This window comes from Varibaculum timonense, from assembly GCF_027694345.1.
GTDB lineage: Bacteria > Actinomycetota > Actinomycetes > Actinomycetales > Actinomycetaceae > Varibaculum > Varibaculum timonense_A.
In genome coordinates, this window is sequence record NZ_JAQEVU010000003.1 from 221084 (window position 1) to 237458 (window position 16375).

The window sequence follows — 16375 nt, forward strand, 5'->3', positions numbered from 1 at the left end:
CGCAGCTTGGTTCATAATCCCGATAGGTTATGAAATATCGATTATGGGAGGAATGATGAATACTGTTAGCGCTAAAGATATCGAGGTGGCTGCCGGGGTATTAGCCAAGGTAGCGAGCAAAACTCCGCTACAAAAAAGTGAGCGTCTAAGCTCCGAAGTGGGCAGACCGGTTTATCTTAAGCGCGAAGATTTGCAGATTTGCCGTTCTTTTAAAGTGCGCGGCGCCTATGTGCGTATGGCAGCTATGGATGAGGACGAACGCAAAGCCGGGGTGGTGTGCGCTTCGGCGGGTAACCACGCCCAGGGAGTTGCCTATGCCTGTTCTAAATTAGGGATTAAGGGAACTATTTTCTTGCCGGCCTCTACCCCTAGGCAAAAACGTAAACGGATCGCCACTATTGGGGGCAAATGGGTGGAGCCGGTGATCGTGGCCGGGGATTTTGATGAAGCTAACCGGGTGGCAGCGGCAGCCGCTAAAGAGGGGGGCAAAGTATATGTACACCCATATGACGACCCCTACACTATAGCCGGTCAAGGCAGTATTGCAGTGGATTTAGATTCTCAGCTGCCAGCTGATACCGATATGGTTTTAATTCCGGTGGGAGGTGGCGGTTTAATCGCCGGAATGGCGACTTGGCTCAAAGCCCACCGCCCTGGAATCCGGATTGTGGGGGTGGAATCTGCCGGCGCGGCCTCGATGAAAGCAGCCCTTCAGGCAGGGAATCCGGTTTCCCTAGATCGGGTAGATTCTTTCGTAGATGGCACCGCCGTGGGCAGAGCTGGAGATTTGACCTATCAGATTGTGCGGGAACTGGTGGATGATATTGTGGTGGTTCCCGAGGGCGCAGTTTGTACCGAGATGCTTGACCTTTATCATTCCGAGGGCGTTATTGCGGAACCAGCCGGGGCGCTCGCGTCGGCAGCGGCACGCAACTTTTTACCCCAAATCCCTAATGGTTCGGTCATTTGCCTGGTTTCTGGCGGCAATAATGACCTGTCACGTTACGCGGAAGTAACGGAGCGTTCTGGACGTTACGAAGGTTTACGCCACTATTTCCTGGTTACTTTTAATCAGGAGCCGGGGGCTTTGCGCTCATTCCTAAATGACGTGCTCAGCGACGGTGAGGATATTATTTATTTCCAGTACACCAAGAAGAATAATCGGGATACCGGTCCGGCGCTAGTAGGGATTGAGCTACCGGATTCAACAGATATTAAAGGACTGCGCAGACGGATGGCTGCTTCTCCCCTGCAAGTACAAGAAATCGATCCGTCTTCGCAAATCTTTAAGATTTTGGTCTAGATTTCTTGGGGCTGACTCCCCTACTCTATTAGCCCATTTCTGCCCTGGTTTTGGGATTTAGCTAAATCTTTGGGCTGATTATTTGGGTACTAATCCAATACTATTGCGCCATTACCTATAGTTTTGGGGCTGCGCTAAGCGATTTTAGCGCAGCCCCAAAACTTTGCCCTTAACTATTCAACTATTTCATGGTTTTTGCACCCTCTTCTTGAGCTGCTACTGCCCGAGAAATAGCTTCGTCAAGAGATTTTTGTGCTTGCCCATATTTTGCCCAATCGCCAGCTTTCATAGCGGTATTAGCTTCCGCCATCGCTTTCTTGGCATCTTGCAAAGCGGTATTGAGCTTTTCTTGAGCACTGGGTGCTTTGGTAGCCGCCGGCGTTTCCTTCCCTTTAGCTGCCGGGGCGTTCTTGTTGCCGTCATTGGAGGCAGTAACCGCCCCAGAGTTTCCGCCAAATACCTGATCTAGAGCGTCTTTGAGAGTAGGCGCGAATCCGACCTTATCACCAAAGCCAACCAGTACGCTCCTGAGCTGCGGATACTGGGTAGTACCGGTGGATTGAACATAGACCGGTTGCACATAAAGCAGACCGCCCCCTACTGGCAAAGTCAGCAGGTTTCCGCGGATAACCCTAGAGCCTTGCTGGTCTTGCAGATTCAGCTCCCGGTTTACCTCGGGGTCAGAGTTGAAAGTATTTTGCACCTGCCCCGGACCGGGAACCGTGGTATCAGAGGGCAAAGCCAAAAGTCGCATCTTGCCGTATCCTTCGCGCACTTTACCTTTCTGATTACCGGTTTCCGAATCTACGGCCAAGAAGCCAGCCATGGCTGCGCGCCGACCTTCACCACCGGGAATAAACACTGAGGTTAATGAAAATTCGGCACTACCCTGATCGGTGTTCTTACCGGTAGGCATTTTCATCGTCAAATAATAGGGTGGCTGTAGCTTGCCTGACCCGGCTAATTCTCGGGACGTAGCCGTAGGATCTTCAGAAAGTTTCCACTGGTCACCACCGGTATAAAACTCCGAAGGATTGGTGACGTGGTAGTTAGCCAATAGGGAGCGTTGCACCTTGAAATAATCTTCCGGGTAGCGCAGGTGGCTCATTAAATCGCCACTGATTTCCGAAAGTGGTTTTACCTGTCCAGGATAGATTTTCTGCCAGGCTTTCAGAATCGGATCTTCTTTATCCCACTGGTACAGCTGCACTGAACCGTCGTAGGCGTCAACTACGGCTTTAACCGAGTTGCGCATATAGTTCACATTATTTTGGGTAGCGAACTGCATGGTCTTAGCCGTAGCCGTATCGGCAGTCGCGTCGTTAAGGTTTATGTGCTGTGAATACGGATAAGAATCAGTGGTGGTGTAGGCATCAACAATCCACACCAAGCGTTTCTTCGCGCCCTGCTTGTCATCCATATTGACGATTGCGGGATAGGCACGAGAATCCAAGGTGAGATAGGGAGCCACTTTCGCTACCCGCTTAGCTGGATCGCGGTCATAGAGAATCTGGGATTCGCTGTTTATCTGGTCAGAGAAGAACAAATCGGTGGAACGGAACTTTAGGGCATAGAGCACTTTGTTAAAGAAGTTTCCAACTTTCGGACCGCCGTCACCATCAAAAGTGGTGTAAACCTGTTTATTGTTCTTTGCATCCTGATAGTCCAGTTCTTTAGGCTCTGCCCCTTTAGGTGCGCCCACAATCGAATACTGCGGAGAAGCCTTAGAGAAGTAGATACGCTTCTCGTAGTCTCCGATTTCTCCAGATTCTTTATCGGACAGGGAAGATTCCCAATATGAAGGTAGCCCCTCGGAAGTCACCTGGTTACCGTAGGCGGCAACTACCCCGAAACCGTGGGTATAAACCGTGTGGTCATTGACCCAGTTACGTTGGGAACTGGCTAAACCTGACAGGTTAATGTCACGTACCGCAATCACGGTATCACGTTTTTCAGTTCCTCCATTTTTATCCGGGAAATTATAGCGATCAACCGCGAATTGATCCGGGAAAGAATAGTAAGGACGAGACTGTTTCATCTGCCGTACCGCTGGAGAAATAATCTCGGGGTCAAGTAGGCGAATCTGCTGGGTAGAGTCCGCGTCCTTACGCAGCTGATTGGCGCTGGTTTCATTAGTTACCTGGTCATAGGAAATCAGATCTAAATCTTTCATCCCGAAGGCATCCAAAGTGGCTTTAATATTCCGGTCAATATATTGACTCTCTAATTCCCGCTCGTTAGGACGTACCCGGAACTGCTGGATAATGAACGGGTATCCCACCCCGATTACCAAAGCCGATACTACGGTCACTGCAATCCCTGCTGCCGGTAGATACCAGCCCCCCCTAAAGGCGGCGAACACAAACAATGCCGCCACAATCAAAGCGATAACCGCCAAAATCGTGCGAGCCGGAATAATCGCGTGTACATCGGTGTACATAGCCCCATCGGTAGGTGAATTTTGCCCATAAACCATAGTCCAGCGGTCAATGAAATAGGTTACCCCCACCATCACTGAAGAAATTGCCAGCAATATTCCCATATGAATCCGGGCTGGTTTACTGGCTTTGGCTTTAGGGCTAATCCTCATTGAACCTAGCAGATAATAGGCGATTAAACAGGCAACCAAAGATATCCCTAGCAGGGTCAATAAGAAAGTAACAATCAGGTCGATTAAGGGCAGACGGAAAACGAAGAACGAAACATCAAAACCGAATTGGGAATCCTTTTTACCAAATGATCCCCCGGTAAAAGCGACTAATATCTGTCGCCAATTGGTAGACATTCCCACTGCCAAGAACGCAGCGATTACTGCGGGAATACCGAAGAAGATTAAACGGTTATGCCGGGTAATCTCTGAACGGTAGGAGCGCATTGAGGAAGCTACAGTTCCCATTTCTGGACGGTTACGATAGGCAATACGCAAATTGACTGCCAAAATCACCCAGGCCAGGACGAACGCAACTATAAACATTCCTCCGGCAGCTACCCATTGGGTCAGTAATACTCGCAAATACCCGGTTTGCCGATACCAGAGAATCTCGGTCCAGACTGTTGAAGCCACTAGCAGCACCCCCACCAGCGCTACTATTACGCCAATAGCGATAGTGAGCGGTCCGGGTTTTTTAAACTTTATTTTCGGCAAGGGTTCGCCCTTGCTATTTGAAGAGCCCCCGGAGCCAGATTGGCTATTGCCACCGCCTCGACCTGACCCAAATCCCCCGGGAAAACCAGGGAAACCCCCGCCTTTCCCGCCACCAAAACCAAGATTTCCAAATAAATCGTTACTCACGAGCCCCTCCGGGTTCTAGTCAATATCTGCCTTACCGTATTCTTTCATGTTTAAGAGTTTTACTCACGCTGGCTAACTAAAGTAGCCGCGCCCCTTACAAAAATGGCAACATTACCTCATGGCTACTTCACCGGATTTGTCTTCTGCGCAGCTATCTTTGCGCTTAGCGGTTTCCTCTTTAGAAAAAGATATTGCCAGTCTAGGCTGGGATAGACCTCCTAGCTTATTCGCCCTGGTTTACACCAAGTCAATTTTTCCGCAATTAGAAGCAGAGATGGATTCTAAGCAAGCTGAACAGCTGCGCGGCGCGCTGACGGAGAATCCGCTACATTTGACGGCAGTTTTACAAGACCATCTTCCCTCGGCAGATTTAATGCAAACTTTAGGGCATCTAGTCTTTGGCGAGGACGTGGCGGGAGTGGCAGTCGCGATGGAACGTTTTTTGGTTTCTCCCCAAGCCGATACCGAAGCGCCTGAAGACCCGAAGGAACGGGAGCAGTTCTTACTGTCTCACCCCTCTCGTCAAGACGTGCGGATTGTAGCCGCCGCTACCCGTGACGGAAATACCTGGTGCGCTTCTAGGGCACGCAGCGAAGATAGCGATGATATGGTGGCGCACGGTGAAAGCATTGTCCCCGAACTTTTAGCGGTTCTGAAAGCTATGTTGGTTAGTGATGATGAGCTTCGTGAGCTAGCTACTTCTGGGGACAGCTAGGCAAATTACTAACCTTATTGGACGCGATTTGCTCACTAACCTCCCGTGCCTGATGCAGATTTTGTACCGGCACAGCCTGGATTCCCTTAATGGGTTTCACTTCCGAACAATTTGCTTTAGGCAGCAGGAACCAGCGAGCACCATCGTTTTTCGCACCAGCCATTTTTTGGGGAACCCCAGATATTGCCAAAACCTCACCACCATAGGAAATAGCGCCAGTTCCAGCGATATTTTTTCCTCCGGTTAAAGATGTGGGCGTGAGAGAATCGATTATCCCGAGGGCGAACATGGTTCCCGCAGATGGTCCTCCCACTTCCTGTAAGGCGATTTGAATATCTATCGGTAGCTTTGCTTGGGTATCAAGATATACTCCCAACTGCGAGCCCCGGCGCCCATCGGCAGGTTTACGGGTTTTCCCGCTAACCGATAGAGTCTTGCCCGCGCGCTGCACCTTAAAGCTTAGGGAGCTATCGGCAGGTGCCTCCTCCAAAACATCAAAAAGAGAGTTAGCGAAACTTAAGACCTGGGTTTTTCCCTTAAAAGTAACTTCTTCTAAGATGTCGTTTTCTTTGAGTTTATCTGCAAAATCAGAGTCTTGCGCCACTCCGGTTACTCGGAATTTTGCTGTCACTTTATATCCAAGTTCACTCAGGGCTGCGACTTTCGCACTCATTTGAGAGTCTTCCATCTGCGCTTTGGATACCTGTTCAATCTCTTTTTGGGTTACCCCTTCGGGATAGACCTCAGATTCAGGTAGAACCGCACTTGAGGGTTTAAATTTGGCAAGTAGAACTTCTGCATAGGTGACATGAGTTCCCGGTCCTCCCCGCATTGATACCGTCACCATCCGAAGCTCACCGCTAGTGGGATAAGTTTTTGCCCCTTTAATTTTAATAATCTCCCCATGGTTGGATTGGGAACGTAAAACGTTAAAGGTCGGACCGGGAGATTCGATTATAAAAGGAGCGCGGAGCGCAAAACCTACCACCATGAAACCGATAACTGACAGCACCATCATGGCTTTACCTATCCGTCCTTGGCGGAGAGATTTTGCGGATCGATCCCGTTTCATCTGTTCTCCTTTATAAAGTCCTATTTTGCGCTCCGCCTAAGGCGAAACCGGCTCAGCTACCTAGTAGTGCGCCCTCAATACCGCTACTCTTAAAGACAGTAGTCTATTTTCACGGGGGGTGCGCACTTGAAAGAGCAGAACGGCGACGAGCAACGCCCTGAATGGTTCAAAGTGCTAAAACAAATGCTGGGGGAAGAAGCAGCCGAGGACGCCTACCGTCAGTTGCAAGCGCAAGGACTTGACCCCGAAAAGCTCAGTGGGGGCGCAATGCCGCTGCCTTTCGGGGCTTCCGGCTCCCTTTTTTCCAGTCAGCTAAAACAGTTTTTTACCCCTTCCGAGGACGCGGTTAATTGGCAAGCTGCTACCGAGGTTGCTTCCTCGCGGCTACCGCAATCTGCACCTACCAGTGCCGCCCAGGCGCAAAAGATTCGCAATCAGCTAGCAGTTGCCGACCTGTGGCTTGACGCGGTTACTACTTTGACTCCTACCGGCAGTGACCGGGTGGCGTGGACACCTCGGGAATGGATTAACGCTACCCTACCCGCCTGGCAGCGCCTGAGTGAACCGGTGATTGCTAACGTGGTGCGAGCTTTTACTGAGGCTATTGCCCAGCAGTTTGACCGGCAAGGAATAGACCGCGAAGAGATGAAAGCCTCGGCAGCAATCCCGGGGATTGGCCAGATTCTAGGCCCAATGGATCCGGATGCATTACTAAAGAACTTGGCTGCGGGATTGTTTGCTGTCCAGATTGGTCAAGCTATGGGGCAGATTGCCCAAGAGGCTTTTGGCTCAACCGATATCGGCATCCCCCTGGCTAAAGAACGAATTATGGGGCTAGTTCCGGTTAATATACAGCAGTTTTCAAATGACTTAGATATTAGTGATGAAGAAATTGGACAGTATATTGCGGTTAGGGAGGCGGCTCATGCCCGACTTTTCCATTCTGTCCCCTGGTTGCGTCATAAGCTATCCCAGCTGATTTCCCGGTATGCACAAGAGATACGGATTGACCCGGAGGCTATTGATAGGTCGGTTAGGGATTTGCAAGATCGTCTGCAAGAGCAGCTGGGCGATACCCAAGGCGCTATTGGTTTGCCCATTGGAGGGATTAATCCCGCCGGTTTTAGCTCTACCCTGCCCGCCGATATTTTTGCGGCGGAAGAGACGGAGCGGCAGCGTCAAGCTATGGAGGATTTGCAGACCCTACTGGCGTTGATTGAGGGATGGGTGGATGAGGTTTCTACCAGAGCCTGTATGCCGAACCTGGAACATGTGATACAGCTAAGAGAGCTTATGCGCCGGCGTAGAGCCACCACTTCCCCTATCGAAACCGTATTGAAACCTCTGATAGGGATGGAGTTACGCCCCAAGTATTCACGTCAAGCAGCAAATCTTTGGGCGCTTTTACTCACCCAGCGGGGAATGAAAGAACGAGATCAGCTTTGGTCTCATCCGGATATGATTCCCACTTTGGAAGATTTGACTGACCCGGAAAATTTTGTGAATAAAAGCGACAAAGAATCAGAAAAAGACCAAGTTGATCAGGATTTAGATTCTCTGCTTTCCGGTACTTTGGGTTGGGCGCAAGGATTGACCCCGCAAGTGGACTCGCAGGGAGACCAGTTAGTGGGATTTTCTCCTAAGGACGGGCCGACTGATAATACGCAAAGTTCTGTTGAGGACGATTGGGGTAAATCAAATGGAGACTACGGCTTGGGTGGAAACGATTTACCACCCGACACTCCCGGTAAATAGAGTTTAAATAATAGTTATCCACAGATTTAAAGTTGCTCTAGCCTCGCAGTTTCAATCTTGAAATGCTTAAGCCATGCGGTTGATTAATGGATCGGTGATGCTTTTACGTGCCGATGGAAAAGCACAATTTGGAACTGGGGAACGTAACGGTTTCCTGGTTAAGGGGCTAACTCCTGCCCATATCGCCATTCTAAAATGGCTGTTTGAAAAACAAGCTTGGTATAACTCTCATTTAGAGCGACGTTTCCCAGAAAACAAGAAAGAAGTAAACGAAATCTTGCGCTTACTGGCAGATGGAGGTCTGACTGCCAAACATCAGGTTCCCGATGGGGACTGTGCTTGCGCATTCCATCTATATGGCTCTGATGAATTAGTTAAGGCGCGTAAACGCTCACTGGTGGGAATCAGCGGTCTTGGTCCATTGGGGATTACCCTAGCTCGCAAGTTGGTATCTTGCGGAATTGATTCTTTAATCCTGCGCGATTCTTCTCCGGTAAAAACTCGCGATTTATGCGTCTATAGAGACAACTATTTAGGGGCTATGCGTCAAGATGTTGCTCCTTTGATACTGGGAGTCAATAAGCAGCTTGCTAACCGCCCAGTCACTTTAGAAATAGCAATCTGTTCTTATCTAACCAATCCCGCCTGGGCAAAAACCTGTATCCGCAGCTCAATCCCCCATTTGCCTATTATTAAACGCGAAACCGAGATAGAAGTCGGTCCGCTTTTTATCCCCGGCAGAACCTGTTGCTTGCACTGTCAGCACTTAGCGAAGCGGGAAATAGACCCGGAGTGGCCACTATTAGCATCCCAACTTGCGAGCGCCGAACCGGTAATGGCAGATACTTCCCTAGCTGAATACGCGAGCGCCTTTGCCACGCGAGAAATCCTGAACTACCTATCTGGTCTACCAATCTCGCTGGTGGGAGCCTCTTGGGTTTTCAATCCTGCCGATCCGCTTCCCCAAGTGAGGAAATGGTATCCCCACCCCAAATGCGGGTGCGTAAAATCCTAGTCTTTCAAATCCTCCAGGTTACAGGCGGCAACCTGGTCTGGATCTGCGCCGCGCACAACTTTTAGAATCGCGGCTCCAAACTTATCTAACTTTACAGGACCGATTCCTCTCAGCAATGCCAGTTGCTTGAGGGTTTGAGGTTTAACGGTAGCAATATCTCTAAGGGTAGTGTCTGAAAGTACCGTATATGCCGGTTTTTCGAGCGAACTGGCGAGCAGCAACCTCCATTGTCTAAGGCGCTCAAACAATTCCCGCTCCTGGTGACTCGCCTGGTTTAGAAAATTTTTAGTCCTCGCGCGTTTGACCGGGGCAGGAGAGGTTTTTACCCCTTCTTCTTTTGGCCAAACTGGCGAAAAGAACCGGGAGCAAGTTCGGCTAACTTTCCGATCTAGGCTACGTTTCTTGGCGTAACTGATGAAAAGCTCATCTCGCGCCCTAGTAACCGCCACATAGGCTAGGCGGCGCTCTTCTGCTAACTCTTTGACCGTTTTTGCCTGGGTGATTGGCACTAACCCCTCACTAACGCCAGCCAGGAAAACCGTGTTCCATTCCAAGCCTTTAGCGGAGTGAATAGAAGCTAAAGTAACCCCTCCTCCGGCCGGATCTAGTTGCGCATTGGCCAGTTCTTGCCATTCCTGCAGGAGCGAAGCGAGGGTTAAACCGGCCGCCTCTCGCAACTGCGCTTGCGCTACCAGGGTATTTAGAGCTTCCCAACGTTCTAATACCGCCCCTTGGGTATCGGGAGCTTTATTTGACCACCCCAGAGGACGAGCTAGTTCCGCTATGATTTCTCCGATGTTTCCTTTGGCTCCGCGGCGGGCTATCATACTTGCCTGCTGCATTAGAGAAGCAATTTCGGGCCGAGTGAAGAAACCTTCGGCTCCGCGCACACAATACTTGATATTTTCTCTCGCTAAAGCGGCTTCAAACAGGCTGGACTGGGCATTAGTACGAAACAAGATAGCAATCTGGCTGGTATAAGCGCCCTCGTTTATTCGCTCTTTAATCAGTTTCGCAATAGCATACGCCTCAGCTTCATCATCGGGATATACCTCATAGCGCACCGCTTTGCCTGATTCGCGCATGGAAGTTAGCCTTACTGCCTGGCTATTAGTCTCTTTATCACGCGAAACCACTCCATTAGCTAAGGAAACTATTTGAGGAGTGGAACGATAATCACGCGAAAGGGTAACGGTTTTAGCTCCCGGATATTCGCTCGCAAATCTCACTAGATAGTCAGGACTAGCACCGGCGAAAGAATAAATGGTTTGCGCCGCGTCCCCGACCACGCATAAATCCCGGTTTCTTTCCCCTAACCATAAGTCCAGTAAATGCTTTTGTAGCGGAGAAATATCTTGATATTCATCAACTATAAAAAACCGGTATTGCCGGCGAATCTGAGCCGCAATATCGGCTCTTTCCTCAATCATGCCACAGGTCAAAGCCAGTACATCTTCAAAATCAATAACTGAGCGTTCCCTTTTAACTTCCGCATATAAACGCAAAATATCGCTCATATCATAGGTCGATATTCCCGCCGGTGGCTGCACTCCTGTCTGTTTCACCCATTTTTCATATTCGCTGGGCTGAACCATAGACACTGCCGCCATCTCTATTGCCGCCGAATAGTCGCGCAGTGCGGCTCTATCATGGGGTAAACCTAAGCGGGAAGCTACCGCCTTTACCAGGGAAGATTTATATTCCATGATTTTCGGCAACTGTCCCCCAACAGCGGTGGGCCAAAAATATTTAAGCTGCCTAAGCGCGGCCGAATGAAAGGTTCTAGCCTGCACGCCCTCAACCCCCAAAGAACGCAACCGACTGCGCATTTGGGCAGCCGCCCGGGTAGTGAAAGTAACCGCGAGCACCGAGTAAGGGTCATAGACCCCGCTTTCTACCCCATAGGCTATGCGGTAGGTGATTGCCCGGGTTTTACCGGTACCCGCCCCAGCTCTGATGCATACTGGACCGCGCAAAGCCCGAGCGGCACTCGCCTGGTCAGGGTCTAGATGTTTTAGTAGTTCTTCTGCCGGTTGCACGTATTTTCCTTAAAGATAACGGGTATCAGGGCGAACAATTGTCTGACCTAACCAATCTTCAATCAGGTTCGAGGCAATACTTGCCGGACCGGGAGGACTAATTTCTTTTCCTGCAACTAACTGTTTAAATTCGGCGCGAGAAACCCACATAGCGCGATCTATTTCGGTGTAATCCAAGATGAAATAGGGCGTGCGGGCGCGAGCAGAAAAGCCCAGCATTAGTGAGTGAGGATACGGCCAAGGCTGGGAGGTGAGATAACGAATATCATCAACTTCTAGACCTACTTCTTCTGCACTTTCGCGACGTACCGCTGCTTCTGGGGATTCCCCTACCTCTACGTATCCGGCAATTATTGAATAAAAATCACTGCTCCAAGCGGTGTTATGGGCAAGGAGGAGGCGGTCGCTATCATCTCGAATCGCGACAATGATAGAGGGATCTTGGCGCGGATAACTGATGAAAGCACAGTCAGGACAGTGCATTTCCCAGCCCCCAGCCTCGACGGTTAAACTTGCGCCACAGCGAGAACAAAAGCTCGTATAGGAATGCCAAACCGATAGGCAAACCGCGTGCGCAGCGATTGCCGCGTCCTCTGCAACTAAAAATGCACCCACTTGACGCAGCGGCATTAGTTTTAAGGAGCTGGTGGTATATTCCGCGATTCGGCTCAGCTGCGCATCAGTAATAAACAAGACCACGCGAGAAGTTGCGCCGTTGCGCCCTAAATACCAGGCTTTACCCTGGTTAAAACGCTCATCCCAGGACTGAATCTGCCCTAATATTTCGCGTTCTTCACTTCCAAGACGATGCAAATAGCCCGATCCTAAAGGCGCATCTATATGGGAGCGACTAGCCGGTATTCCCTGAGCGGCACTCACTCCTTTAGGTATTTCCATCAACACCCGACGTTTATCTGATACTGCAAAAACCTCGGTGGTTCCCTCCCGTAACAAACTGGGAACGTGCACGAATTGGCGACATCCGGTATCCAGATCAATAAAGGAACGTGACAGAGCGGGAGTATTCATATCTTCTAACCTAACTGTTTTCCCGCTTTAAGGCATCAGCAAGCGGTTTGCGGTAATTCAAAAATGCAGACAAGGTGAGCTATTTGACTAAGCAATGCTAGAAAAAAGCTCTCCACGTATAATCGGCAAGGTGAGTAGTGAAAAGTTTACCCGCGCCGATGGGCGCGCTTTTAACCAGATGCGACCGTTAAAAATTACCCGAGGATGGGCAAAGCAAGCTGAAGGCTCGGTGCTTATCGACTGCGGAAATACCCGAGTTCTATGTAACGCATCCCTAACCCAAGGAGTACCGCGGTGGCGGCAAGATAGCGGTCTCGGTTGGGTGACTGCCGAGTACGCAATGCTTCCTCGCGCCACCGCTACGCGTTCTGGACGCGAATCGGTACGGGGAAAAATTGGGGGACGCACCCATGAAATCTCTCGGCTGATTGGACGTTCGCTACGAGCTGTGGTCGATATGAGCGCCCTAGGAGAAAACACGATTGTGCTGGACTGTGACGTGCTTAGCGCGGACGGCGGCACTCGCACTACCTCCATTACCGGTGCTTATGTGGCGCTTGCAGATGCGATTAAGGTGGGACAAGAAAAGGGATGGATACGTCCGGGCAAGGTGCTATCAGATTCACTATGCGCGGTTTCAGTCGGTTTCATAGAGGGACATCCCCTGCTGGATTTACCTTATGAAGAGGATTCGCGCGCAGATGTTGATATGAACATTGTGGCTACCGGCTGCGGAAAACTGATAGAGATTCAAGGAACGGCCGAAGGGGAACCTTTTGACCGTTCACAGTTGAATCAGCTTCTTGACCTAGCCGGTCAAGGAATCGAGCAGATTTCCGAACTACAAGCAAAGGTGCTGGCATGAATATTCCCAGCTCTGCCCGTCTAGTGCTAGCTACCCATAACCCCCATAAAGTTAGGGAATTAGCAGATATTCTTTCCCCCCTAATCCCCGGCTTCTCCTCAGATATGGTTGTGGGAGCCGCTGGACTCGGGATAGCGGAACCGGTCGAGGACGGAGTGAGCTTCACCGAGAACGCTCTGATTAAAGCGAGAGCCGCAAGCGCAGCTACCGGTTTGCCGGCAGTGACCGATGACTCGGGGATTTGTGTAGATATTATGGGAGGTGCTCCCGGTATTTTTTCAGCGCGTTGGTGCGGTCACCACGGAGATGACCAAGCTAACTTGCAGCTACTCCTTGACCAAATGGCAGATGTTCCAGATGCGCAGCGAACAGCTAGCTTTGTTTCAGCAGCAGTTTTATGCTGCCCTGGTGGTCTAGAACGCCACTGCTTAGGGAAAATGAGCGGACGTTTAATTCGCACCCCGCAAGGTGAGGGAGGGTTCGGATACGACCCTATCTTTGTGGCAGATGGTCAAGATTGCACTAACTCTGAGCTAAGCGCCGGGCAAAAAAACGCCTTAAGCCACCGGGGAAAAGCCTTCCGCGCCCTCGCTCCAGCTATCGCGGCCGCCCTTGAACTCGGAGGAAATCTCACCCCAGCTCAGGCTAGACCCTAACAGACCCCAAGTTAGAGTCCAAGAGTCCAAGAGTCCAGCAGAGATTAAAGCTCAAAGCGCATCCCCGGACGGGCTATTTCTAACTCGCCCCGCCAAGTAGTCTCAGCTTCTCGGCGGGCAACATCGCGATCAGTCCAGGGCTGAATATGGGTTAAAACCAGTTTCTTAGTACCAGAATTCTGGGCTACCCTACCGGCACGTTCGCCCGACATATGAATTCCTCGCACCTCGTCCTCACTGGTAAAACCACATTCAGAGAGGAATAAATCCGAGTTGGCAGCAGCCTGTACCAAAGTATCGCATTCGTCGGAATCGCCGGAATAGGTAAAAATCGCATCCCCGTCTTTACCCGGTCCTTTCACACGGAACGCGAAAGCCGGTACTGAATGCCAAGAGGCAAAAGGGGTAATTTCCAAGGGACCAACGTTAAAGACTCTCCCCTGTTTTAACTGGTGGAACTGAAACTCGCCACTAAAGTCATCGCGCGGGCTAAAACCATCTAGTCCCCTGACGCGATCTTTTACCCCTTTCGGGGCATAAACCGGAATCGGCCCGAGCGCACCGCGCGGGTGCCAACGCCGATGAACCTGCATAGAAACAATATCTGAACAATGATCCGCGTGTAGGTGCGAAAGCACGAGGGCATCAAGTTTGGTCGGGTCAGTATAGTTCCAAAGCTGCCCGAAAGACCCCGGCCCTAAATCAAAGACCACCGAATAGGTGTGCGGAACCCCTAATGCGTCCTTACCTTGCGCTTGCAGTAGATAACACGAGGCAGGCGAGGCCGGCCCCGACATAGATCCAGTTACTCCTATGATGGTTAAAATCATTATTAGTCGATTTTCTCCTGCTTTATTCCATTAAAGTTCGCCCCCATAATCCGAGATGCGAGAGCGGCGAAGCTGTCTTTAGTTTCAGTACAAATAAACTGGTGATTGGCTTTTTGAGTGCCGAAAGGATGCAGCATTTTTCCCTCCAAAAGTTCGCTATAAACCTTTCTGGCCACCGCCGACGAGGAGGAAATCAGGGACACGTTTTCACCCATAAAATAAGAAATCGGTCCTTCTAGCAGCGGATAGTGAGTGCAACCGAGAACTAAAGTATCAACCCCTGCCTGTTTCAGTGGAGTTAGATATTCCTCGGTGACATCAAAAAGCTCTTGAGAAGCGGTAATACCTTCCTCGGCGAACTCTACGAAACGCGGACAGGCCTGGGTAAAAACTTCCGCCCCCATTCCAGATAGTTTACGCTGGTAAACCCCGGATTCTATCGTAGCTCTGGTGCCAATTACCCCGATTTTGCCGTTGCGCGAACGGGTGAGTGCTTGTTCAACCGCCGGTTGCACCACTTCTACTACCGGAATCCCTTGTTCATCCTGATAGCGCTGACGCGCTTGATCTAACACCGCACACGAGGCAGTATTACAGGCTATCACCAGCATTTTCACACCCGAATCAACCAGGGAATCCATGATTGAAAGACAATAGTGGCGTACGGTTTCTAAATCCTTTTCCCCATAGGGGGTGTGCGCCGTATCGCCCACATAACGGATTTCTTCTCGGGGTAACACATCTAGCACCGTGCGTGCGACCGTAAGACCCCCTACCCCAGAGTCGAAAATACCGATAGCCGATTCATTAGTCACAAAAACAGCCTAACTAGGCTGCGGCCAGCAATCTATCGCCTGTAACAGTGAATCTTGCCACCCAGAAAGCCATTCGTAAAAGGAAGAGACCAGAACTTCCTCAAATTTTTCATTACTGGATTGCGGTTTCACCTGTGAAGATACTTGTTTTTCTGGCAAAGGGTTATCACCGCGTTCCTCGGGATATAACTTGCCAGATATGGCAAGACGCACATCATTTACTCCGCTTAACCAATCCCATTCCTGCCCACTTTTTATTAACAACGAGTTTTCGCACTGCTTTGCGAGCAGACCATAGAGAAAATCTAGCCTTTCAGCTTTCTGAATGCGTAGCTGCGAATCGGTCAAATCCCGCATTGCCTGTGCGGTTCTTTGATCATTAGCCCCCGGAGGAAGTAAGCGATCCAAAGAAGCATTCTCTAAATGAATATCCTTAGCCTCTGCCTCCGTCTCTGCCTCGGGATTCTCGAGGATGGTGGTGATTTCAAAAGGTAAAACCGGAGGATCAAGCAAGGTTCTGACTTCAGAAATAGCTTTTAAGAACAGGTGACGCTCAACTTCCCCCAGTGAGCATTCCCATCCTCCCGGCACTGGGCGGAAAGCGTTCATACTTCTTCCGGTCCGCCAAGGGTAGCCCGCAAGCCGTACCCATGTAGTGCTTGTACTAGGGCTTCCATTCTTTCCCGAGTTCCGTAGGCAATCTCGGTTTTCCCCTGGTTAAAAATCTCTAGCCGGGTGCGCCTAGCTTTTTCAGTGGACATCGAAAACTGGTGAGCTAGCACCCTTTCAACATATCTAGGCTGATTAACCGGATCGCGCCAGATGGCTACCCGCCAGCTACCAAGGGTAGTTTTACCCGCACAGGTAGGTGCGCCTGGAGTGGAAGCCAAATCATTAACCATACCCTAAGGGTATTAGGAATCCGCTGCTAATGGGGGGCTTTGACAAACTTTTTTATCCCGCCATCCTTTTATGCTTGGTTGGATAAG

The 16375-nt window shown here is 50.4% G+C and carries 14 protein-coding genes; 6 read left to right on the top strand and 8 right to left on the bottom strand.

Annotation, left to right across the window (positions count from 1 at the left end; translation table 11 throughout):
• The first annotated feature begins 43 nt into the window (after positions 1–43).
• Positions 44–1303, top strand: coding sequence for a threonine ammonia-lyase IlvA (gene ilvA / locus PG728_RS03785; RefSeq protein ID WP_408648199.1), 1260 nt, complete (start codon positions 44–46; stop codon positions 1301–1303).
• A 181-nt stretch (positions 1304–1484) separates the two neighbouring features.
• On the opposite strand, the gene PG728_RS03790 is transcribed toward ilvA, so the two are convergent.
• Positions 1485–4595, bottom strand: coding sequence for a UPF0182 family membrane protein (locus PG728_RS03790; RefSeq protein WP_270625934.1), 3111 nt, complete (start codon positions 4593–4595; stop codon positions 1485–1487).
• 118 nt (positions 4596–4713) lie between these two features.
• On the opposite strand from PG728_RS03790, the gene PG728_RS03795 reads away from it, so the two are divergent.
• Positions 4714–5310, top strand: a complete 597-nt coding sequence (locus tag PG728_RS03795) for a PPA1309 family protein (protein ID WP_270625935.1) — start codon at positions 4714–4716, stop codon at positions 5308–5310.
• On the opposite strand, the gene PG728_RS03800 is transcribed toward PG728_RS03795, so the two are convergent.
• Entirely contained in the window at positions 5291–6382 is a 1092-nt protein-coding gene (locus tag PG728_RS03800; protein ID WP_270625936.1) for a YlbL family protein, read from the bottom strand. The genes PG728_RS03795 and PG728_RS03800 overlap by 20 nt on opposite strands.
• A 126-nt stretch (positions 6383–6508) precedes the next feature.
• Between PG728_RS03800 and PG728_RS03805 the strand changes: the two genes are divergently transcribed.
• Positions 6509–8137 carry a zinc-dependent metalloprotease gene (locus PG728_RS03805; protein WP_270625937.1) on the top strand — a complete coding sequence of 543 codons (1629 nt, stop codon included), beginning with the start codon at positions 6509–6511 and terminating at the stop codon, positions 8135–8137.
• Between the two features lie 73 nt (positions 8138–8210).
• On the top strand, positions 8211–9152 hold the full coding sequence (locus PG728_RS03810; RefSeq protein ID WP_270625938.1) for a hypothetical protein: 942 nt from the start codon (positions 8211–8213) through the stop codon (positions 9150–9152).
• Here the strand turns inward: PG728_RS03810 and PG728_RS03815 are convergent.
• Together PG728_RS03815 and nudC are read right to left on the bottom strand one after the other, a co-directional pair.
• Positions 9149–11191: an ATP-dependent DNA helicase UvrD2 gene (locus PG728_RS03815; protein ID WP_270625939.1), complete on the bottom strand. Its 2043-nt coding sequence runs from the start codon at positions 11189–11191 to the stop codon at positions 9149–9151. The genes PG728_RS03810 and PG728_RS03815 overlap by 4 nt on opposite strands.
• Positions 11192–11200: 9 nt before the next feature.
• The gene (nudC, locus tag PG728_RS03820; protein WP_270625940.1) at positions 11201–12220 is read right to left on the bottom strand and encodes an NAD(+) diphosphatase; all 1020 of its coding nucleotides are present in this window, start codon (positions 12218–12220) and stop codon (positions 11201–11203) included.
• A gap of 130 nt (positions 12221–12350) precedes the next feature.
• On the opposite strand from nudC, the gene rph reads away from it, so the two are divergent.
• Together rph and rdgB are read left to right on the top strand one after the other, a co-directional pair.
• Positions 12351–13085, top strand: coding sequence for a ribonuclease PH (gene rph / locus PG728_RS03825; protein WP_270625941.1), 735 nt, complete (start codon positions 12351–12353; stop codon positions 13083–13085).
• Complete coding sequence (gene rdgB / locus PG728_RS03830) at positions 13082–13741, top strand: RdgB/HAM1 family non-canonical purine NTP pyrophosphatase (RefSeq protein ID WP_270625942.1); 660 nt, start codon at positions 13082–13084, stop codon at positions 13739–13741. The genes rph and rdgB overlap by 4 nt, the downstream gene beginning before the upstream one ends.
• A 44-nt stretch (positions 13742–13785) precedes the next feature.
• Here the strand turns inward: rdgB and PG728_RS03835 are convergent, their stop codons facing one another.
• From PG728_RS03835 to PG728_RS03850, 4 genes are read right to left on the bottom strand one after another with little or no spacing between them, the layout of a single operon-like run.
• Complete coding sequence (locus PG728_RS03835) at positions 13786–14571, bottom strand: MBL fold metallo-hydrolase (RefSeq protein WP_270625943.1); 786 nt, start codon at positions 14569–14571, stop codon at positions 13786–13788.
• A gap of 2 nt (positions 14572–14573) precedes the next feature.
• Positions 14574–15386 carry a glutamate racemase gene (gene murI, locus PG728_RS03840; RefSeq protein ID WP_270625944.1) on the bottom strand — a complete coding sequence of 271 codons (813 nt, stop codon included), beginning with the start codon at positions 15384–15386 and terminating at the stop codon, positions 14574–14576.
• 9 nt (positions 15387–15395) lie between these two features.
• Positions 15396–15995 (bottom strand): DUF2017 family protein, encoded by a 600-nt coding sequence (locus tag PG728_RS03845; protein WP_072509534.1) that lies wholly within the window; start codon positions 15993–15995, stop codon positions 15396–15398.
• Positions 15992–16288: an ATP-dependent Clp protease adaptor ClpS gene (locus tag PG728_RS03850; RefSeq protein ID WP_072509533.1), complete on the bottom strand. Its 297-nt coding sequence runs from the start codon at positions 16286–16288 to the stop codon at positions 15992–15994. The genes PG728_RS03845 and PG728_RS03850 overlap by 4 nt, the downstream gene beginning before the upstream one ends.
• Positions 16289–16375: the final 87 nt, after the last annotated feature.

What these genes read in the sequence shown, in the direction of transcription:
- nudC (WP_270625940.1), bottom strand. Translation starts at nt 12,220, where the DNA reads ATGAATACTCCCGCTCTGTCACGTTCCTTTATTGATCTGGATACCGGA.
- PG728_RS03800 (WP_270625936.1), bottom strand. Translation starts at nt 6,382, where the DNA reads ATGAAACGGGATCGATCCGCAAAATCTCTCCGCCAAGGACGGATAGGT.
- rdgB (WP_270625942.1), top strand. Translation starts at nt 13,082, where the DNA reads ATGAATATTCCCAGCTCTGCCCGTCTAGTGCTAGCTACCCATAACCCC.
- PG728_RS03850 (WP_072509533.1), bottom strand. Translation starts at nt 16,288, where the DNA reads ATGGTTAATGATTTGGCTTCCACTCCAGGCGCACCTACCTGTGCGGGT.
- PG728_RS03845 (WP_072509534.1), bottom strand. Translation starts at nt 15,995, where the DNA reads ATGAACGCTTTCCGCCCAGTGCCGGGAGGATGGGAATGCTCACTGGGG.
- PG728_RS03835 (WP_270625943.1), bottom strand. Translation starts at nt 14,571, where the DNA reads ATGATTTTAACCATCATAGGAGTAACTGGATCTATGTCGGGGCCGGCC.
- PG728_RS03810 (WP_270625938.1), top strand. Translation starts at nt 8,211, where the DNA reads ATGCGGTTGATTAATGGATCGGTGATGCTTTTACGTGCCGATGGAAAA.
- PG728_RS03795 (WP_270625935.1), top strand. Translation starts at nt 4,714, where the DNA reads ATGGCTACTTCACCGGATTTGTCTTCTGCGCAGCTATCTTTGCGCTTA.
- ilvA (WP_408648199.1), top strand. Translation starts at nt 44, where the DNA reads ATGGGAGGAATGATGAATACTGTTAGCGCTAAAGATATCGAGGTGGCT.